The sequence below is a fragment of the Pseudomonas xantholysinigenes genome, from assembly GCF_014268885.2.
GTDB classification, from domain to species: Bacteria; Pseudomonadota; Gammaproteobacteria; order Pseudomonadales; family Pseudomonadaceae; genus Aquipseudomonas; species Aquipseudomonas xantholysinigenes.
On record NZ_CP077095.1, the window covers coordinates 5263342 to 5282806 of the forward strand.

17 protein-coding genes are annotated in these 19465 nt (G+C 65.8%); 12 read left to right on the plus strand and 5 right to left on the minus strand.

Features of this window, described 5'->3' with window-relative positions; all coding sequences use genetic code 11:
* The first annotated feature begins 45 nt into the window (after positions 1 to 45).
* The 4 genes from HU772_RS23405 to HU772_RS23420 are packed head-to-tail and all read left to right on the plus strand — an operon-like array spanning position 46 to position 4554.
* A complete protein-coding gene (locus tag HU772_RS23405; RefSeq protein ID WP_186656710.1) occupies positions 46 to 1401 on the plus strand; it encodes a M16 family metallopeptidase in 1356 nt (451 codons plus the stop codon).
* Positions 1394 to 2887 carry a M16 family metallopeptidase gene (locus HU772_RS23410; protein WP_186656712.1) on the plus strand — a complete coding sequence of 498 codons (1494 nt, stop codon included), beginning with the start codon at positions 1394 to 1396 and terminating at the stop codon, positions 2885 to 2887. Before HU772_RS23405 ends, HU772_RS23410 begins: the two co-directional genes overlap by 8 nt.
* The gene (gene rsmD, locus HU772_RS23415) at positions 2887 to 3501 is read left to right on the plus strand and encodes a 16S rRNA (guanine(966)-N(2))-methyltransferase RsmD (protein WP_186656714.1); all 615 of its coding nucleotides are present in this window, start codon (positions 2887 to 2889) and stop codon (positions 3499 to 3501) included. The genes HU772_RS23410 and rsmD overlap by 1 nt, the downstream gene beginning before the upstream one ends.
* Before the next feature lie 60 nt (positions 3502 to 3561).
* Positions 3562 to 4554: a hydrolase gene (locus HU772_RS23420; RefSeq protein ID WP_186656716.1), complete on the plus strand. Its 993-nt coding sequence runs from the start codon at positions 3562 to 3564 to the stop codon at positions 4552 to 4554.
* Positions 4555 to 4745: 191 nt separating this feature from the next.
* Here HU772_RS23420 and HU772_RS23425 read toward each other — a convergent pair whose 3' ends face one another.
* The 3 genes from HU772_RS23425 to HU772_RS23435 all read right to left on the minus strand — a co-directional run bounded on the left by HU772_RS23425 (position 4746) and on the right by HU772_RS23435 (position 7580).
* Complete coding sequence (locus HU772_RS23425; RefSeq protein ID WP_217858722.1) at positions 4746 to 5717, minus strand: IS110 family RNA-guided transposase; 972 nt, start codon at positions 5715 to 5717, stop codon at positions 4746 to 4748.
* Between the two features lie 307 nt (positions 5718 to 6024).
* Positions 6025 to 6879, minus strand: coding sequence for a sulfurtransferase (locus tag HU772_RS23430; protein WP_186662235.1), 855 nt, complete (start codon positions 6877 to 6879; stop codon positions 6025 to 6027).
* 35 nt (positions 6880 to 6914) lie between these two features.
* Positions 6915 to 7580: a TetR/AcrR family transcriptional regulator gene (locus tag HU772_RS23435; RefSeq protein WP_186662234.1), complete on the minus strand. Its 666-nt coding sequence runs from the start codon at positions 7578 to 7580 to the stop codon at positions 6915 to 6917.
* Between the two features lie 170 nt (positions 7581 to 7750).
* Between HU772_RS23435 and HU772_RS23440 the strand changes: the two genes are divergently transcribed.
* The 6 genes from HU772_RS23440 to ggt all read left to right on the plus strand — a co-directional run bounded on the left by HU772_RS23440 (position 7751) and on the right by ggt (position 13948).
* Positions 7751 to 9181: a coniferyl aldehyde dehydrogenase gene (locus HU772_RS23440; RefSeq protein WP_186662233.1), complete on the plus strand. Its 1431-nt coding sequence runs from the start codon at positions 7751 to 7753 to the stop codon at positions 9179 to 9181.
* Complete coding sequence (locus HU772_RS23445; RefSeq protein ID WP_186662232.1) at positions 9181 to 9666, plus strand: twin-arginine translocation pathway signal protein; 486 nt, start codon at positions 9181 to 9183, stop codon at positions 9664 to 9666. Before HU772_RS23440 ends, HU772_RS23445 begins: the two co-directional genes overlap by 1 nt.
* Before the next feature lie 50 nt (positions 9667 to 9716).
* Positions 9717 to 11315 carry a GMC family oxidoreductase gene (locus tag HU772_RS23450; RefSeq protein ID WP_186662231.1) on the plus strand — a complete coding sequence of 533 codons (1599 nt, stop codon included), beginning with the start codon at positions 9717 to 9719 and terminating at the stop codon, positions 11313 to 11315.
* A 111-nt stretch (positions 11316 to 11426) separates the two neighbouring features.
* Positions 11427 to 11906: a pantetheine-phosphate adenylyltransferase gene (coaD, locus tag HU772_RS23455; RefSeq protein WP_134691301.1), complete on the plus strand. Its 480-nt coding sequence runs from the start codon at positions 11427 to 11429 to the stop codon at positions 11904 to 11906.
* 108 nt (positions 11907 to 12014) lie between these two features.
* The gene (locus tag HU772_RS23460) at positions 12015 to 12266 is read left to right on the plus strand and encodes a YfhL family 4Fe-4S dicluster ferredoxin (protein ID WP_011531711.1); all 252 of its coding nucleotides are present in this window, start codon (positions 12015 to 12017) and stop codon (positions 12264 to 12266) included.
* Positions 12266 to 13948, plus strand: a complete 1683-nt coding sequence (gene ggt / locus HU772_RS23465; RefSeq protein WP_186662230.1) for a gamma-glutamyltransferase — start codon at positions 12266 to 12268, stop codon at positions 13946 to 13948. Before HU772_RS23460 ends, ggt begins: the two co-directional genes overlap by 1 nt.
* 122 nt (positions 13949 to 14070) lie before the next feature.
* Here the strand turns inward: ggt and mutM are convergent, their stop codons facing one another.
* Together mutM and HU772_RS23475 are read right to left on the minus strand one after the other, a co-directional pair.
* Positions 14071 to 14883 carry a bifunctional DNA-formamidopyrimidine glycosylase/DNA-(apurinic or apyrimidinic site) lyase gene (mutM, locus tag HU772_RS23470; RefSeq protein ID WP_186662229.1) on the minus strand — a complete coding sequence of 271 codons (813 nt, stop codon included), beginning with the start codon at positions 14881 to 14883 and terminating at the stop codon, positions 14071 to 14073.
* Between the two features lie 3 nt (positions 14884 to 14886).
* Positions 14887 to 15705: an HDOD domain-containing protein gene (locus HU772_RS23475; RefSeq protein ID WP_186662237.1), complete on the minus strand. Its 819-nt coding sequence runs from the start codon at positions 15703 to 15705 to the stop codon at positions 14887 to 14889.
* A gap of 298 nt (positions 15706 to 16003) precedes the next feature.
* On the opposite strand from HU772_RS23475, the gene HU772_RS23480 reads away from it, so the two are divergent.
* Both HU772_RS23480 and ilvD read left to right on the plus strand, forming a co-directional pair.
* Positions 16004 to 17200, plus strand: a complete 1197-nt coding sequence (locus HU772_RS23480) for a class I SAM-dependent rRNA methyltransferase (RefSeq protein WP_186662228.1) — start codon at positions 16004 to 16006, stop codon at positions 17198 to 17200.
* Between the two features lie 274 nt (positions 17201 to 17474).
* Entirely contained in the window at positions 17475 to 19316 is a 1842-nt protein-coding gene (gene ilvD, locus HU772_RS23485) for a dihydroxy-acid dehydratase (RefSeq protein WP_186662227.1), read from the plus strand.
* The last annotated feature ends 149 nt before the right edge of the window (positions 19317 to 19465 follow it).

The window sequence follows — 19465 nt, forward strand, 5'->3', positions numbered from 1 at the left end:
GCCGACGCTAAACCCAAGCGGGCCGCCGAACAGGTTAAACACCGTATGAATGCTCTAGCCCGCCGCGCCGCAGGCCTGTTGCTCGGCACCTTGTGCCTGCCGCTTGCGACTTTTGCCGCCGATGTGCAGCCCACCCATGAATTCATCCTCGACAACGGCCTGAAAGTGGTCGTGCGCGAGGATCACCGCGCCCCGGTGGTGGTCTCGCAGATCTGGTACAAGGTCGGCTCCAGCTACGAGACTCCGGGCCAGACCGGCCTGTCCCATGCCCTGGAACACATGATGTTCAAGGGCAGCGCCAAGGTTGGTCCCGGCGAGGCCTCGCGCATCCTGCGCGACCTCGGCGCCGAGGAAAACGCCTTCACCAGCGACGACTACACCGCCTATTACCAAGTGCTGGCCCGCGACCGCCTGCCGGTGGCCTTCGAACTCGAGGCCGACCGCCTGGCCAGCCTGCGCCTGCCCGCCGACGAGTTCAGCCGGGAAATCGAGGTAATCAAGGAAGAGCGCCGCCTGCGCACCGACGACCAGCCCAACGCCAAGGCCTTCGAGCTGTTCCGCGCCATGGCCTACCCGGCCAGCGGCTACCACACCCCGACCATCGGCTGGATGGCCGACCTCGAGCGCATGAAGGTCGAGGAGCTGCGACACTGGTACGAATCCTGGTACGCGCCGAACAACGCCACCCTGGTGGTGGTCGGCGACGTCAAGCCCGACGAAGTGAAGGCCCTGGCGCAGAAGTACTTTGGCCCTATCCCCAAACGCGCCGTGCCGCCGAGCAAGCTGCCGCTGGAGTTGGCCGAACCCGGCCAGCGCCTGTTGACCCTGCATCTGCGCACGCAACTTCCCAGCCTGATCTACGGTTTCAACGTCCCGGCCCTGGCCACCGCCAAGGACCCGCGCAGCGTCAACGCCCTGCGCCTGATCTCGGCGTTGCTCGACGGCGGCTACAGCGCGCGCATGCCGGCACGGCTGGAGCGCGGCCAAGAGCTGGTGGCGGGCGCTTCGTCCAGCTACAACGCCTTCACCCGCGGCGACAGCCTGTTCATGATCTCGGCCACGCCCAACGTGCAAAAGCACAAGACCCTGGCCGAGGTCGAGAAAGGCGTCTGGCAACTGCTCGACGAACTCAAGACCACCCCGCCCAGCGCCGAAGAACTGGAACGCGTGCGCGCCCAGGTCATCGCCGGCCTGGTCTACGACCGCGACTCCATCAGCAGCCAGGCCACCACCATTGGCCAGCTGGAAACCGTCGGCCTGTCCTGGAAACTGATCGACAGCGAGCTCGACGACCTCAAGCGCGTCACCCCGCAGGACATCCAGGACGCCGCCCGCACCTATTTCACCCGCGAACGCCTGAGCGTTGCCCATGTACTGCCCGAGGAGTCCGCTCATGAGTGATCGCAGCGCACCGCGCTACACCTTGTTCGGCCTGGCGATCATCGTGCTGGTGGTGGCCCTCGCGGTGCTGCTGGCCCGCCCGGCCCAGTCCGACAACCAGGCCACGCCAGACACCGCGGCCCGCCCGGCCAACACCCTGCAGTCGCTGGCCGAGCTCGATGGCAAGGCGCCGAGCCGGCGCCAGTTGGACATCCAGCACTGGACCACCGCCGAAGGCGCCCGCGTGTTGTTCGTCGAAGCCCGCGAGCTGCCGATGTTCGACCTGCGCCTGACCTTCGCCGCCGGCAGCAGCCAGGACGGCAGCGTCCCGGGCCTGGCCACCTTGACCAACGCCATGCTCAACGAGGGCGTTGCCGGCAAGGACGTGACCGCCATCGCCGAAGGCTTCGAAGGCCTGGGCGCCGACTTCGGCAACGGTTCCTACCGCGACATGGCGGTGGCCTCGCTGCGCAGCCTCAGCGCCGTCGACAAGCGCGAGCCGGCGCTCAAGCTGTTCACCGAGGTGGTGGGCAAGCCGACCTTCCCCGAAGATGCCCTCACGCGCATCAAGAACCAGATGCTCGCCGGTTTCGAATACGAGAAGCAGAACCCGGGCAAGATCGCCGGCAAGACGCTGTTCGCCAACCTCTACGGCAATCACCCCTACGCCCACCCCAGCGATGGCACCGCGCAGACCATCCCCGGCATCACCCTGGCGCAACTGCGCGCGTTCCACGCCAAGGCCTACAGCGCCGGCAACGCGGTGATCGCCCTGGTCGGCGACCTCAGCCGCGGCGAGGCCGAGGCCATTGCCGCCCAGGTCTCCGCCGGGCTGCCCAAAGGCCCGGCCCTGGCCAAGCCCGGGCAACCAGTGGCGCCCAAGCCGGGCGTGACCCATGTCGACTTCCCGTCCAAGCAGACCCACCTGATGCTGGCCGAGCTTGGCATCGACCGTAACGATCCGGACTGGGCCGCCCTGTCGCTGGGCAACCAGATCCTCGGCGGTGGCGCCTTCGGCACCCGCTTGATGAGCGAAGTGCGCGAGAAGCGCGGCCTGACCTACGGCGTGTACTCGGTGTTCAGCCCGATGCAGGTGCGCGGCCCGTTCATGATCAACCTGCAGACCCGCGCCGAACTCAGCGAAGGCACGCTCAAGCTGGTCCAGGACATCCTCGCCGAGTACCTGAAGAATGGCCCCACCCAGCAAGAGCTGGACGACGCCAAGCGTGAACTGGCCGGCAGCTTCCCGCTGTCCAATGCCAGCAATGCCAGCATCGTCGGCCAACTGGGCGCGATCGGCTTCTACGACCTGCCACTGAGCTGGCTGGAAGATTTCATGCAGCAATCCCAGGCGCTGACTGTCGAGCAGGTCAAGACCGCGATGAACAAGCACCTCGCGGCGGACCAGCTGGTGATCGTCACCGTCGGCCCGAAAGTGGCGCAACAGCCGCTGCCGGCCCCCACTGACAAACCCGCCGAGCAACCGCTCGGTGTACCGGAGCACTAATGGCAAGACCCAACACCCCCGCGCGCCCGGCCCCGGGCGCCAGCAAGGGCCCCGGCCAGCTGCGCATCATCGCCGGCGAGTGGCGCAGCCGCCGCCTGGCCGTGCCGGAAGGCGACGGCCTGCGTCCGACCCCCGATCGTGTACGCGAGACCTTGTTCAACTGGCTGGCACCCTACATCGAGGGCGCCCAGGTGCTCGACGCCTTCACCGGCAGCGGCGCGCTGGTGCTCGAGGCGCTGTCGCGTGGCGCCGAGGATGCCGTGGCGCTGGACAGCAACCCGGCGGCCATCGCCAACCTCAAGCACAACCTCGAGCTGTTGCGCTGCCCGCGCGGACAGATCCTGCAGACCGACGCCCTGCGCTACCTGCAAGGTCCGACCAAGCAGCAATTCGACGTGGTGTTCCTCGACCCGCCGTTCCACCAGGACCTGCTGGCCAATACCTGCAACCTGCTGGAACAGGGCCAGTGGCTGCGCGAACAGGCGTGGATCTACACCGAAAGCGAAGCCGCCCCTTCCTCACTGCCGATGCCGGGCAACTGGCGCCTGCACCGCGAGAAAAAGACCGGCCAGGTGCACTACGCCCTGTGGCAGCGGACGGCAACCGACCAATAGCGCAGGTACAGTGGCGGTGTTTCATGGCACTCTAGGCGGGCACAACACGAGCCCCGCCGCATGCCCAGCCTCACCGCCACCTTCCGCCCGGCCACCGGCCTGTCCAACCCCCACCTGCAAACCTTGTGGGGGCCGCTGTGGCGCAAGCTTCCCGACCTGTCACGCCAGCGCGAACGGCTGTGGCTGGCCGACGGCGACTTCCTCGACCTCGACTGGCACGGCCCGCACCAGCCCGACGCACCGCTGGTGCTGGTGCTGCACGGTCTGACCGGTTCATCCCACTCCCCATACGTCAAAGGTTTGCAGCAAGCACTGCAGGCGCAAGGCTGGGCCAGCGTCGCGGTGAACTGGCGTGGTTGCTCGGGCGAACCCAACCTGCTGGCGCGTAGTTACCACTCTGGGGCGAGCGAGGACCTGGCCGAAACCATCCGCCACTTGCGCGCCCAACGACCGCTGGCACCGCTGTACGCCGTGGGCTATTCGCTCGGTGGCAACGTGCTGCTCAAGTATCTGGGCGAAAGTGGTTCGGCCAGCCAATTGGAAGCGGCGGTGGCGGTGTCGGTACCTTTTCGCCTGGACCAATGCGCCGACCGCATCGGCCAAGGGTTTTCCAAGATCTACCAGGCGCACTTCATGCGCGAGATGCTGGCCTACGTGCAGGACAAGCAGCGGCATTTTCGCGACCAGGGCCACCATCAAGGGCTGGCCGAGATCGAACGCCTGGGGCCTTTGCGCAACCTGCGGACCTTCTGGGACTTCGATGGACGGGTAACCGCGCCGCTCAACGGTTTCAGCGATGCCCACGATTACTATCGGCGCGCCTCGAGCCGCTATTACCTGGGCGAGAACCGCACGCCGACGCTGATCATCCAGTCCAGCGACGATCCATTCGTGTTCGACCATAGCCTGCCAAACGCCCATGAGCTGGCGGCAGGGACACAGTTCGAATTGCACAGCCGAGGCGGCCATGTCGGTTTTGTCGACGGCAGCCTGCGCAATCCGGGGTATTACCTGGAGCGGCGGATTCCGCAGTGGCTTCTGGAAGGTCGATAACGGTAATTCTGCAGGAGATCGCTCAGGCAACCCTCCCCTGTGGGAGCGGCTTCAGCCGCGAACACCGGCACAGCCGGTGCAGGCACCGCGTCGCTTGCTTCACGGCGGTTCGGCGCCCCGATAAACCCGCTCCCACAGGCGTAGCGCATGGCATGAGGTCGGCGCGGTCCCTGTAGATACCGTCTTGACTCTCACCCCGCAAGAGGGATTTTGGGGTCAAACGGTATCCCCGACTTCACCACCCCGTAAACCAGGTGCAGCAGCTTGCGCATCGCCGCGCAGACGATCTGTTTGTAAGCTTTGTGCCGGCTGCTCAACCGCTCTGCCAGTTCCTTCACAACAGGGTTATGTCTGATTGAGACAGTGCCTGACATCCACAAGCCTGCACGCAGCCTTGAGGCGCCTGTACGCGAAATAGTGCTCTTACCTATGAACTCTCCCGATTGCTGCACCACTGGGTTTAAGCCTGAAAACGCGACAATCGCAGAAGGGCTTTGGTATTTCAGTGGATCGCCCAGTTCGGCGAGCAGCAACGTAGCAGTGGTGTCACCCAAACCATCAATCGAGGTAATCAGCTCACGTCGCTTGCGCAGGTCTGGATCATCATCGATCGTCTGCTCGATGGCCTTCCTGGTCTTTTCCAGCTCTTCGTTGATGTGCCCGATTACGTCTTGAATCGACTGCTGTACCGCATCTAGTGCGACATCCAAACGATTCTGCTCCATCTGGCGCATTTCCTTGAGGTCGTCCAGTCGCCGCACCAGAGCACGCAAGCGGCGCTGCGCAGGGGGCTCAGGCTCCCACTGGCGAAGCGAGACAGCCTTTTGTTGGCCATAGGCAGCAATGACTTTGGCGTCAGCCTTATCTGTTTTGACGCGCCGAAGCTCCACGTCAGCGAATTTCGCAATCACCGCCGGGTTCAGAATGCACACCCGATAACCTTGGTTGTGACAGTGCTCGGCCAGCGCTTCGTGATAGATGCCTGTAGCCTCCATAACAATCCAGGCGCCTGGTTCAGCATGGCGCTCAAGCCAGTCGCTAAACTGCCTGAACCCTCCAGGATCATTGGACAGCTTGGCTTTGGTGCGCATCTTGCCATTGGGGAGCGGGATGGCAATGTCGAAAGATTTTTTGGCGACATCAACGCCAACAAAGACGGACATGATCTCCTCCTTCAAACTACGAAAGTCGATCACCCTACACTCAGTTCAACCTTGTTAATGCGTGCTCACGCCGGGGGCGGGCACTAGATACCGTTCGAACTCGTCGAGTGGGGTTGGAAGACCAGAGCGTTATCTACAGTGCGGGCTTGATGCCCTTGGAGCGGCTCTGCTTCAAGGCCTTCCCTCGATGATCAGTCGAGAACTTTCGCCTCTAGGGAGGCGAAAGTCGAGATACAAGGAGCGGCCTTGCGTCGCGAAAGGGCTGCGCAGCAGCCCCAGCAATTTCGATCATGGCTCCGAATCTGGGTCAGTCGCCGGTCGCCACTGGGTGCTGCGGAGCATTGATCCACTCGCTCCAGGAACCTGCGTACAGCCGTCCCAGCGGGTATCCCGCCAGCGCCAGGGCAAACAGGTTGTGGCAAGCCGTCACCCCCGAGCCGCAGTAGGACACCAGCTGCCCTGGCGAACGATCGCCCAGTTTTTCGGCAAAACGCTGCTTGAGCTGCGCGGCAGGCAGGAATCGTCCGTCGCCACCGAGGTTGTCGGTGAACGCCGCGCATTGCGCCCCTGGAATATGCCCGGCCACCGGGTCGATCGGCTCGACCTCGCCTCGGAAACGCGGCAACGCACGGGCGTCGATCAGGGTCAGGTCTGCTTCGCCCAGATGCTTGACCAGGTGCTCGGCGTCAATCAGCAACTTCATGTCCGGCTCGCCGCTGAAGCTGCCCTCGCGCCGCAACGGTGGATCGAGGCTCAGCGGCAAATGCGCGGCATGCCAGGCCTTGAGGCCGCCATCGAGGATGAACACCCCGTCGCGCTTGCCCAGCCAGGCCAGCAGCCACCAGGCGCGGGCGGCATAAGCACCCGGGCCATCGTCGTAGAGCACTACCTCGCTGTCATTGTCCACACCCCACTCACGCAGGCGCTCGACCAGCCGCTGCGGGTCCGGCAACGGGTGTCGCCCAGTACGGCCCTTGATCACCGGCCCGCTCAGGTCGCGCTCAAGGTCGGCGAAATGCGCGCCGGCGATATGCCCCTCGGCATAGCTGCGTTGGCCATAGTCGACATCTTCCAGGGCAAAGCGACAGTCGAGGATCACCAGGCCGGGGGCGTCCAGGCGTTCGGCCAGTTGTTGCGGGGTGATCAGTTGCGCAAGGGGCATGACAATCTCCTGACAAGTGACTCGAAGGCCTTGGCTCAGTGCTCCAGGGCCTGGTTGAAAGGTACGTGGAATTCTTCGCAGAGGGTGTCCACGGCACTGCGCGCGGCGGGCGTGACGAAGCCCAGCTCCAGCACCAGTACCTGGTAGACGCCGCGCATGAACGCTTCTTCACCCAGGTGCGCGCTATGCTCGCGGGTGGTGCTGAGAAAACGCACCCAGGAGGTCAGCACGATCCAGGCATTGATGGTCAGCGATTCGATCTGCGCCGCATCCATGGCCAGGATCCCGGCTTCGACGAAGCCGCGGTAGATCGCCTGGCCCTGCTGCAGGCAACGCCGCGAAAAGCGCCGGTAGCGGGCGGCCAGCTCCGGATCGCTGTCGAGCAGGTGCTCGAGGTCGCGGTGCAGGAAACGGTAGTTCCACATCGCCGCCAGCAGCGCCTTGAGGTAAAAGCGCTTGTCCTCAACGGTGGCGACGCGGCCCTGGGGCGGGCGCAGGAAGCTGTCGACCAGTTCTTCGTACTGATTGAACAGCACGGCGATGATCGCCTGCTTGTTGGGGAAGTGGTAGTACAGGTTGCCGGGCGAGATTTCCATGTGCGCGGCAATGTGATTGGTACTGACACAGCGCTCGCCCTGCTGGTTGAACAGCTCCAGGCTGTTCTGCACGATGCGCTCTCGGGTCTTCATGCGCGGGGCCATGCTCAGCTCCAGTCTCCGGGCGTTCAAGTGATGGGGCATCTTACGGGCTATTGGCCGGCAACGTCAGCGCCAGGTTGCGTAAATGTCCGTTGATCTGGCCGAAGCAACACTCACCCTGGAACGAATTAGAGTATAGGCTCTATTAATCCTCAACCACGGGTGCCCGTGCCATGACCTCGATCATCACTCCGCCTCCTGCTGCATCCGACCTCGGCCTGGAGGCGATGTTCGCCGCCCAGCGCCAGGCATTCGTCGGCAATCCCATGCCCCCGGCGGCGCAACGCCGGCAGTGGCTGAAAAGCCTGCGCGAAGCGCTGGTCAATGAGCAGGAGGCACTGATCGCGGCCATCGACAGCGACTTTTCCGGGCGCAGCCGCGACGAGACCCTGATCGCCGAACTGCTGCCTTCGGTGCAGGGCCTGCGCCACGCCGAGCGCCATCTGCAGCGCTGGATGCGGCCTTCGCGCCGACGCGTGGGCCTGGCGTTCCAGCCGGCCAGCGCCAAGGTGCTGTACCAGCCACTGGGGGTGGTGGGGGTGATCGTGCCGTGGAACTACCCGCTGTTCCTCGCCATCGGCCCGCTGGCCGGCGCCCTGGCCGCCGGCAACCGGGTGATGCTCAAGCTCAGCGAGGCCACCCCGGCCACCGGCCTGTTGCTCAAGGCATTGCTGGAGCGGGTGTTCCCCAGCGACCTGGTCAGCGTGGTGCTGGGCGAGGTGGAAGTGGGCCAGGCCTTCTCACGCCTGCCCTTCGACCACCTGCTGTTCACTGGCGCCACCAGCGTGGGCCGTCATGTCATGCAGGCGGCCGCGCACAACCTCACCCCGGTGACCCTCGAACTGGGCGGCAAGTCGCCGGCCATCGTGTCGGCTGACGTGCCCCTGGACACCGCCGCCGAACGCATCGCCTTCGGCAAGCTCCTCAATGCCGGCCAGACCTGCGTCGCCCCCGACTACGTGCTGGTGCCACGCCCTCGGCTGGACGCCTTCGCCGACGCCTACCAACGCGCCGTGCGCCGACAATTCCCGCGCGTCACCGACAACCCGGACTACACCCGGATCATCAACCCGCGTCAGTTGCAGCGCCTGGAGCACTTGCTGGCCGATGCCCGCGAACGCGGCGCCAGGGTGCTCGACCTGTACCCCGACGAACCGCGCCAGGGCCGCTGCCTGCCGCCGCACCTGCTGCTGGAGGTGAACGACGGCATGCAGGTGATGCACGAGGAGATCTTCGGCCCGTTGCTGCCGCTGGTGCCCTACGACAGCCTCGACGACGCCCTGGCCTACATCAAAGAGCGCCCGCGCCCGCTGGCCCTGTACTACTTCGGCTACGACCGCGACGAGCAGGCCCGGTTGTTGCGCGACAGCCATTCCGGCGGGGTCTGCCTCAACGACACCCTGCTGCACGTGGCCCAGGACGACCTGCCATTCGGCGGTATCGGCCCCTCTGGCATGGGCCACTACCACGGCCACGAGGGCTTCCTGACCTTCAGCAAGGCCAAGGCGGTGCTGACCAAGCAGCGCATCAATGCCGCCCGGTTGATCTACCCGCCCTATGGCAAGGCCTTGCAGCGCCTGGTCTACAAGCTGTTCATCCGTTGATGCAGCGGCGCGAGCTGCTGCGCTTCGGCGTGGGCGCCACGCTGTTCCTGGGCGCGACCAGCCTGGTCGGCTGCACCCAGCAGGCGCCCTCGGCCGGCTACCAGGCACTGCGCGAGGACGACCTGCCGCTGCTGCGGGCCTTGATCCCCGTGGTGCTTGCCGGCACCCAGGCGACGCCGGAACAGGTGCTGCACAGCCTCGACCACAAGCTGGCAGCGCTGTCGCCGGCCATGCTCAAGCTCAGCCGGCAGTTGTTCGATGTGCTCAGCCTGCCCCTGACCCGCGGGCCGTTGACCGGAGTCTGGGGCAACTGGGCGAACGCTGGAGACGCGCAGATAGAGGCGTTTCTGCAACGTTGGCGCGACAGCTCACTGGACCTGCTGCGCCAAGGCCACGCGTCATTGCTGCAATTGCTGTTGATGGCCTGGTACGAACGCCCCGAAGCCTGGGCCGCCTGCGGCTACCCCGGCCCACCCAGGATCTGACTCATCGCCCCCAGGATTTCAACCACCCGGTAGTCGCCAGAGAAAAGCCCATGCCCGTGCCCGACCCGTTTCGCCAAGGCCTCGAACGAGGCTGGACCACCCATGACGGTTCACGCCTGGAACAGGACCTGACCCTCGAAGCCGACGTCGCCGTGATCGGCAGTGGCGCAGGCGGCGCCACCACCGCTGAGTCGCTCAGCGCCACCGGGTTGAAGGTACTGCTGATCGAGGAAGGCCCGCTGAAGACCAGCAGCGACTTCCATCTGCTGGAAAACGAGGCCTATGCCGACCTCTATCAGGAAGGCCTGGGGCGCCTGAGCAAGGATGGCGCCATCACCATTCTCCAGGGCCGCGCGGTGGGCGGCACCACCCTGGTCAACTGGACCTCGAGCTTCCGCACGCCACCCCAGACCCTGGAACACTGGGCCCGGGAACACGCGGTCAAAGGCCTCGACAGCGCCGCCATGGCGCCCTGGTTCGCGCGTATGGAGCAGCGCCTGGGCATCAGCCCCTGGGCGCTGCCGCCGAATGCCAACAACGATGTGCTGCGCCGCGGCTGCGAAGCCCTCGGCCATCGCTGGGCGGTGATCCCGCGCAATGTGCGCGGCTGCTGGAACCTGGGCTATTGCGGCATGGGGTGCCCGGTCAACGCCAAGCAGTCGATGCTGGTGACCAGCATCCCCGCCACGTTGGACAAGGGCGGCGAACTGCTCTACCTGGCCCGCGCCGCACGCTTCAGCCACGACGGCCAGCGCATCGACCACCTGCAATGCCAGGCCCTCGACGCCCAAGGCATCCAGCCCACCGGTCGCCAGGTGCGCGTCCGTGCCCGCCACTACGTGCTGGCCGGCGGCGGCATCAACAGCCCGGCCCTGCTGCTGCGCTCACAGGCGCCGGACCCCCACCAGCGCCTGGGCAAACGCACCTTCCTGCACCTAGTCAACTTCAGCGCCGCACAGTTCGACGCACCCATCGACCCCTACTACGGCGCCCCGCAGTCAATCTACAGCGACCAGTTCCAATGGCAGGCTGGTGTCACCGGGCCGGTCGGCTACAAACTCGAAGTCCCGCCACTACACCCGGCGCTGGCTAGCACCCTGCTCGGCGGCCATGGCCAGGACAATGCCCTGCGCATGGCCGAGCTGCCCCATACCCACGTGATGCTGGCGCTGCTGCGCGATGGCTTCCACCCCGACAGCCCGGGCGGCCAGGTGGAGCTGCGCGGCGACGGCTCGCCGGTGCTCGACTACCCCGTCACCGACTACCTGCGCGACGGCTTGCGTCGCGCCTGGCACAGCATGGCGCAGATCCAGTTCGCCGCCGGCGCGCGCCGGGTGTTGCCGGTGCACGGCGATGCGCGCTATGTCGACACGGCCGACCAGGCCCAGGCGATGATCGACCGACTCCCCCTGCAACTGCTGCGCATGCGCTTGGGCAGCGCCCATGTGATGGGCGGCTGCGCCCTCGGCGAAGACCCGCGCCAGGCGGTCTGCGACAGCCTCGGCCGGCACCACCAGCTGGAAAACCTGTCGATTCACGACGGTTCGCTGTTCCCCACCAGCATCGGCGCCAACCCGCAATTATCGGTATATGCCCTGGCCGCGCGGCTCAGCGACGCATTGATCGGCCGCCTGGCACCGCGCGCATGACAGCCAATGGCCGTACTGTCTATAGTGCCATCGGCCGGCCACGCGACTTGGCCGAGCGCAATCGCTGCGCTACCATCCGACTCCCCAACGCACTCCAGCCAGGATGACGCGATGAACCGAGTGTTGTACCCGGGTACTTTCGACCCCATTACCAAAGGCCATGGTGACCTGGTCGAGCGCGCCTCGCGCCTGTTCGACCACGTGATCATCGCCGTGGCCGCCAGCCCCAAGAAAAACCCCCTGTTCCCGCTGGAACAACGGGTCGAGCTGGCCCGCGAGGTCACCAAGCACCTGCCCAATGTCGAAGTCATCGGCTTCTCCACGCTGCTGGCGCATTTTGCCAAGGAGCAGGGTGCCAATGTGTTCCTGCGTGGCCTGCGCGCGGTCTCCGACTTCGAGTACGAGTTCCAACTGGCCAACATGAACCGCCAGCTTGCACCGGACGTCGAGAGCCTGTTCCTGACCCCGTCCGAGCGCTACTCGTTCATTTCCTCGACCCTGGTCCGGGAAATCGCTGCGCTGGGGGGGGATATCACCAAGTTCGTCCACCCGGCGGTGGCCGACGCGCTGACCGAGCGTTTCCGCAAGTAAGGCGCGGGGCAGGATGTCGCGCCCGCGTGCACTGCGGGCGCGAATCCGGCACAATTGCGCCCATCGCTTTGAAACATGCCCGGGCCCGATGCCCAGGCCGGAGTCCCCATGTCCCTGATCATCACCGACGATTGCATCAACTGCGACGTCTGCGAACCCGAGTGCCCGAACGCCGCCATCTCGCAAGGCGAAGAGATCTACGTGATCGACCCCAACCTGTGCACCCAGTGCGTGGGCCATTACGACGAGCCGCAGTGCCAGCAGGTCTGCCCGGTCGACTGCATCCCGCTGGATGAAGCCCACCCGGAAACCGAAGACGAGCTGATGGCCAAGTACCGCCGGATCACCGGCAAGGCCTGATGCCGTTCGTCGCCGCGATACGCCGCGCAGCCATCGGCGCCATCCTGGCGCTGCTGGCCACCAGTGCCCTGGCCGATGACCCGGGCCGCGCCGCGATCGCCAGCCCGCACCAGGCGGCCACCGCGGCGGCGCAACAGGTTCTGCAGCAGGGCGGTAACGCCTTCGATGCCGCCGTGGCCATCAGCGCCGCGCTGGCCGTGGTCGAGCCCTATGGCTCCGGCCTGGGCGGTGGCGGCTTCTTCCTCCTGCGTGAAAGCGGCGACACGCCCCGCTATGCCTTCCTCGACGCCCGTGAGCGCGCGCCCGCCGCCGCTCGGGCCGACATGTACCTGAAAGACGGCAAGGTGCAGCCCGGCCTGTCGATCAACGGCCCGCTGGCCGCCGCCATCCCCGGCCTGCCCCAGGCCCTGGCCGACCTCGCCGCCAGCCACGGCAGGCTGCCGCTCAAGGACAGCCTGGCCCCGGCCATTCGCCTGGCCAACCAGGGCTTCGCCGTCGACCGCATCTACCGCGACCGCGCGACCATGCGCCTGAACGCCCTGCGCGACGACGCCGAGAGCGCCCGGCTGTTCCTTGCCGCCAATGAGGTGCCGGCGCTGGGCACGGTAATCCGCCAGCCTGAACTGGCCGTCACCCTGCAAGGCCTGGCCGTGCATGGCCGCGACGGTTTCTATCGCGGCCCGCTGGCTCGGCGCCTGGTCGATGGCGTGCGCCAGGCTGGCGGCATCTGGACCCTGGACGACCTGGCCGGCTACCGCACAGCCTGGCGCGAACCATTGCGCTACCCGTTGGCCGAACAGCGCGAGCTGATCAGCAGCCCGCCGCCCTCGGCCGGCGGCATCGCCCTGGCCCAGAGCCTGGCCATGCTCCAGCGCCTGCCCTGGCAGAGCGCCGAGCCGGTGCAGCGCAGCCACTATGTGATCGAAGTGCTGCGCCGGGCCTACCGCGACCGCGGCCTGCTGGGTGATCCGGACTACGTCGGCAACCCGATCAATCGCCTGTTGGCGCGGCACTACCTGACGGGGCTGGCCGACAGCATCGATGTGCGCCAAGCCACCCCGAGCAGCGCCCTGCCACCTTCACCCGCCTGGCGCGAAGGTGACCACACCACGCACTTCTCGGTGATCGACGCCCAGGGCAACGCCGTTTCCGCCACCCTGTCGGTCAACCTGCCATTCGGCGCGGCGTTCAGCGTGCCCGGCACGGGCCTGGTGCTGAACAACGAGATGGATGATTTCGCCGCCGATCCCGGGGGCAGCAACAGCTACGGCCTGGCCGGCAGCCAGGCCAACGCGGTGGCGGCGGGCAAGCGGCCGCTGTCGAGCATGAGCCCGACCTTCATCGAAAGCCCCGGCCAGTTCGCCAGCTTCGGCACGCCGGGTGGCAGCCGGATCCCGAGCATGGTGCTGCTGTCGGTAATGGGCTTCCTCGAAGGACGACCGGTGGCCGAGTGGCCAGCGACGCCGCGCTATCACCATCAGTACCTGCCGGATGTGGTGGAGCATGAGCCGGGGACGTTCAGCGCAAGACAAAAGACCGAGCTTGAAGAACGTGGGTATCGGTTGAGGGATGTCGGGCGCCAGTACGGCAATCAGCAGGTACTGTACTGGGACAAGGCTGGTGGGACCATGGAAGCGGCCAGTGATCCCAGGGGTGTGGGGCAGGCGACAGTCGTCGACTGATCCGATTCAAACTCCTGTAGGAGCCAGCCTTGCTGGCGAATCAGGCAACGCGATGCCTGGCACCGGCTACGCCGGTGTTCGCGGGCAAGCCCGCTCCCACTGGGATCGCTGCACGTATTGACTCAACGCTGGCATTTCGGGCAGAACACGCTCGCCCGCTGCCCCAGCTTCACCTCGCGCAGTTCGGTACCGCACAGCTTGCACGGCTGCCCGCCGCGCCCGTACACGAACAACTCCTGCTGGAAGTACCCCGGCTGCCCATCGCCACCGATGAAATCGCGCAAGGTGGTCCCGCCCTGCTCGATGGCCGCCGCCAGCACCCGTTTGATCTCGATCGCCAGCTTCAGGTAGCGCGCCCGGGAGATCCCGCCCGCCTCGCGGCGCGGGTCGATTCCGGCAGCGAACAACGCTTCGGTGGCGTAGATGTTGCCCACTCCCACCACCACGGCGTTGTCCATGATGAACGGTTTGACCGCCATCGAGCGCCCGCGCGACAGCTGGAACAGCCGCTCGCCGTCGAACAGCTCGGTCAACGGCTCCGGCCCGAGGCGGATCAGCAGTTCATGATTGAGCGGATCGAGGCTCCAGAGCATGGCGCCAAACCGACGCGGGTCGGTGTAGCGCAGCATCAGCCCCGACTCCAGCTCGATATCCACATGTTCGTGCTTGGCCGCCGGCAGCCCGAGCTCGACCAGACGCAGGTTGCCCGACATGCCCAGGTGGCTGATCAACGTGCCGACCTCGGCATTGATCAGCAGGTACTTGGCGCGGCGCTCGACGCTGACGATGCGCTGCCCCGACAGGCGCACGTCGAGGTCTTCTGGAATCGGCCAGCGCAGGCGCCGGTCGCGCACCACCACACGGCTGACCCGCTGGCCTTCGAGGTGCGGCGCGATACCACGGCGGGTGGTCTCGACCTCTGGTAATTCCGGCATGGTTCAGTGCCCGCCCATTTCGCGGATGTTCTGCTTGAGCTGCTCGAAGTCGTAATCAGTCAGGCCGATGTAGTCCAGCACCAGCGGGCCGACCATGTTCCATTCGTGGTCGACGCTCTGGTTGCCCAGGACACGGTACGAAGCGCAAATGTGCTCGGCCATTTTCAGCACCGCCAGCAGGTTCTTCAGCTGGGTCTGGGTGTTGCGCGAGGAGTCGTCGCGGAACACCGCCAGGGCGTTGTGGTGGTTGGCGATGGCCGCGCTGATGTGCTCGGGCAGGCGCCAGGACTTGGCGGTGAAATAGCCGACCACCGAATGGTTGGTGTTGAACACGCGGTTCTCGGTGTCCACCACGCGGACTTCGTCATTGGCCTTGGCATAGGACTCTTCCAGCACTTCCATGTAGTTGGGGAAGCGCTTGTGCATCAATGGCACGCCGCAATCGTGGAACAGGCCCAGGGTGTAGGCTTCGTCCACCGCCTGGATGCCAGTGCGCTTGGCCAGGGTCAGGCAGGTCATGGCCACGTCCTGGGCGGTGTCCCAGAACGGGTTGAGGGTGACAATGGTCTCGTCGCTCATCTCGCCCTTGATCGATTGCGCATTGATCAGGTTGATGATCGAGCGGCTGCCCAGCAGGTTCACCGCGCGTTGGATCGAACCGATCTTGTTCGCCAGGCCGAACTGCGCCGAATTGACCAGCTTGAGCAAGGCGCCGGAGAGCCCTGGGTCCTGCGCTATCAGCTTGGCGATGGTCTCCAGGTCCGGGTCGGGCATGTACTGCTCGAACTGCAGGTCGACCATGATCTGCGGTTGCGGCGGGATGGTGATGCCTTGCAGGGCTTGCTGGATCTGTTCGGCGGTAAGTTCCTGGGACATGCGTGCTTACTCTGGGGGGACCGGGGGATTCTAACCTCCTGACGCGCCAAGCGACCAACCACTGAGTTGTTGTGGGAGCGGCCTTGTGTCGCGCAAGGGCCGCGAGGCGGCCCCGACAATGGCTGCTGCGCAGCTGAAAACCTGGGGCCGCTGCGCGCCCCTTTCGCGACGCAAGGCCGCTCCCACAAGGGACGCGCCAACAGGCGACAGGGTATACTCCCGCTCTTTTTCCCGGAGCGACGTCATGTCCCTGCCCAGCCTTCGTCTCAAAGCCAACGCCGACCGCCGCCTGCGCGCCGGCCACCTGTGGGTCTACAGCAATGAAGTCGACGTTGCCGCGACCCCGCTACAAGGCCTGAAGGCCGGCCAGCAGGCCATTCTCGAAGCGGCCAACGGCAAGCCCCTGGGCGTGGTGGCCATGAGCCCGAACAACCTGATCTGCGCCCGCCTGCTGTCGCGCGACATCAAGCTGCCGCTGGACAAGTCGCTGCTGGTGCACCGCCTGAACGTGGCCCTGTCGCTGCGCGAGCGGCTGTTCGACAAGCCGTGCTACCGCCTGGTCTACGGCGACTCCGACCTGCTCCCGGGCCTGGTGGTCGATCGCTTCTTCGACATCCTCGTGGTGCAACTGGCCTCGGCCACCATGGAAGCGCACAAGGACGACGTCATCGCCGCCCTGGTCCAGGTGCTCAAGCCCAGCGGCATCCTGTTCAAGAACGATTCCGCCGCCCGTGACGCCGAAGGCCTCGAGCGCTATGTCGAGACCGTCTATGGCGAAGTGCCAGACTGGGTCGCGCTGGAAGAAAACGGCGTCAAGTTCGAAGCCCCGGTACGCGAAGGCCAGAAGACCGGTTGGTTCTATGACCACCGCATGAATCGCGCGCGCCTGGCCCCCTACGTCAAGGGCAAGCGTGTGCTCGACCTGTTCAGCTACATCGGCGGCTGGGGTGTGCAGGCCGGCGCGTTCGGCGCCAGCGAGGTGTTCTGCGTGGATGCCTCGGGCTTCGCCCTGGACGGCGTCGAGCGCAACGCCGCGCTGAACGGCATCAGCGAGAAGCTGACCTGCATCGAAGGCGACGTGTTCGAGGCCCTGCGCGAGCTGAAGGCCGCCGAAGAACGCTTCGACGTGATCATTGCCGACCCGCCCGCCTTCATCAAGCGCAAGAAAGACCTGAAAAACGGCGAAGCAGCCTACCGCCGCCTCAACGAACAGGCCATGCGCATGCTTACCAAGGACGGCATCCTGGTCAGCGCCTCGTGCTCGATGCACCTGCCCGAGGACGACCTGCATAACATCCTGCTGACCAGCGCCCGTCACCTGGACCGCAACCTGCAGCTGCTCGAGCGCGGCGGCCAGGGGCCGGACCACCCGGTGCACCCGGCCATCGCCGAGACCCGCTACATCAAGAGCATCACCTGCCGCTTGCTGCCAAACAGCTGATCGCTGCCAAAAAGGGCCGCCAAGCGGCCCTTTCCTGCTGCAATCCCCTCGCCAAGCCTCCACATCTGCATTCCCTCGCCGCGCCAGCGGTGTAGAATCGGCCTATTCATCGCCAGTCATCCCCGGCGGGTTTATGAGCTCTGGTCGAGCCTGCGGCGATCCCGCGCGGTCCTTCGACTCCCATCCTTGCCTGTGGCAACCGGCCTTCGGCGTATTAGGACAAGAGAAGCTCACTCCCCTATTAGTGACCTGATTATGCCGCCAGGAGCGCTCCATGCCTGATTATCGTTCCAAGACTTCCACCCAGGGCCGCAACATGGCCGGCGCCCGTGCCCTGTGGCGCGCCACCGGGATGAAGGACGAAGACTTCAAGAAGCCGATCATCGCCATCGCCAACTCGTTCACCCAGTTCGTCCCGGGGCATGTGCACCTGAAGGACCTGGGCCAACTGGTCGCCCGCGAGATCGAACGCGCCGGTGGCGTGGCGAAAGAGTTCAACACCATCGCCGTGGACGACGGCATCGCCATGGGCCACGACGGCATGCTCTATTCGCTGCCGAGCCGCGAAATCATAGCTGACGCCGTCGAGTACATGGTCAACGCCCACTGCGCCGACGCCATCGTCTGCATTTCCAACTGCGACAAGATCACCCCTGGCATGCTGATGGCCGCCCTGCGCCTGAACATCCCGGTGATCTTCGTTTCCGGCGGCCCGATGGAAGCCGGCAAGACCAAGCTGGCCAGCCATGGCCTGGACCTGGTCGACGCCATGGTCATCGCCGCCGACTCCAGCGCCAGCGACGAGAAAGTCGCCGAGTATGAGCGCAGCGCCTGTCCGACCTGCGGTTCGTGCTCCGGCATGTTCACCGCCAACTCGATGAACTGCCTGACCGAGGCCCTGGGCCTCGCCCTGCCGGGCAACGGTTCGACCCTGGCCACCCACTCGGACCGCGAGCAGCTGTTCCTCACTGCCGGACGCACCATCGTCGAGCTGTGCAAGCGCTACTACGGCGAAAACGACGAGTCGGTACTGCCGCGCAGCATCGCCAACTTCAAGGCGTTCGAGAACGCCATGATGCTCGACATCGCCATGGGCGGCTCGACCAACACCATCCTGCACCTGCTGGCCGCGGCCCAGGAAGCGGAAGTGGACTTCGACCTGCGCGACATCGATCGCCTGTCGCGCAAAGTGCCGCAGCTGTGCAAGGTGGCGCCGAACATCCAGAAGTACCACATGGAAGACGTACACCGCGCCGGCGGCATCTTCAGCATCCTCGGCTCGCTGGCCCGTGGTGGCCTGCTGCACACCGACCTGCCCACCGTGCACAGCCGCAGCATGGAGGAAGCCATCGCCAAGTGGGACATCACCCAGACCGATGACGAAGCCGTGCACACCTTCTTCAAGGCAGGCCCGGCCGGCATCCCGACGCAAACCGCCTTCAGCCAGTCTACCCGCTGGGAAACCCTCGACGACGACCGCGAGAACGGCTGCATCCGCAGCTTCGAGCACGCCTATTCGCAAGAAGGCGGCCTGGCCGTGCTGTACGGCAACATCGCCCTGGACGGCTGCGTGGTGAAAACCGCCGGCGTCGACGAGTCGATCCACGTGTTCGAAGGCACCGCGAAGATCTTCGAGAGCCAGGACAGCGCCGTGCGCGGCATCCTCGCCGACGAGGTGAAGGCCGGCGACATCGTGATCATCCGCTACGAAGGCCCGAAAGGCGGCCCGGGCATGCAAGAGATGCTCTACCCGACCTCGTACCTGAAGTCCAAGGGCCTGGGCAAGGCCTGCGCCTTGCTCACCGACGGCCGCTTCTCCGGCGGCACCTCGGGCCTGTCCATCGGCCATGCTTCGCCGGAAGCCGCCGCAGGCGGCGCCATCGGCCTGGTGCAGGACGGCGACAAGGTGCTGATCGACATCCCCAACCGCTCGATCAACCTGCTGGTCAGCGACGACGAGCTGGCCGCACGCCGGGTCGAGCAGGACAAGAAGGGCTGGAAACCGGCCGAAGTGCGCCCACGCAAGGTGACCACCGCGCTGAAGGCCTACGCCCTGCTGGCCACCAGCGCCGACAAGGGCGCGGTGCGCAACAAGGCGATGCTCGACGGGCTGTGAGGCGCCGAAGGCAATAAAAAACCGGCGCCTGGTGCGCCGGTTTTTTTATGCCTGTGCCGGCCCTTTCGCGGGTAAACCCGCTCCCACAGCGACCGCGCTAGCTTTAGCAGTTGAGCAAGACAGTTGCTCCCACTGGGCAGTGAACATCC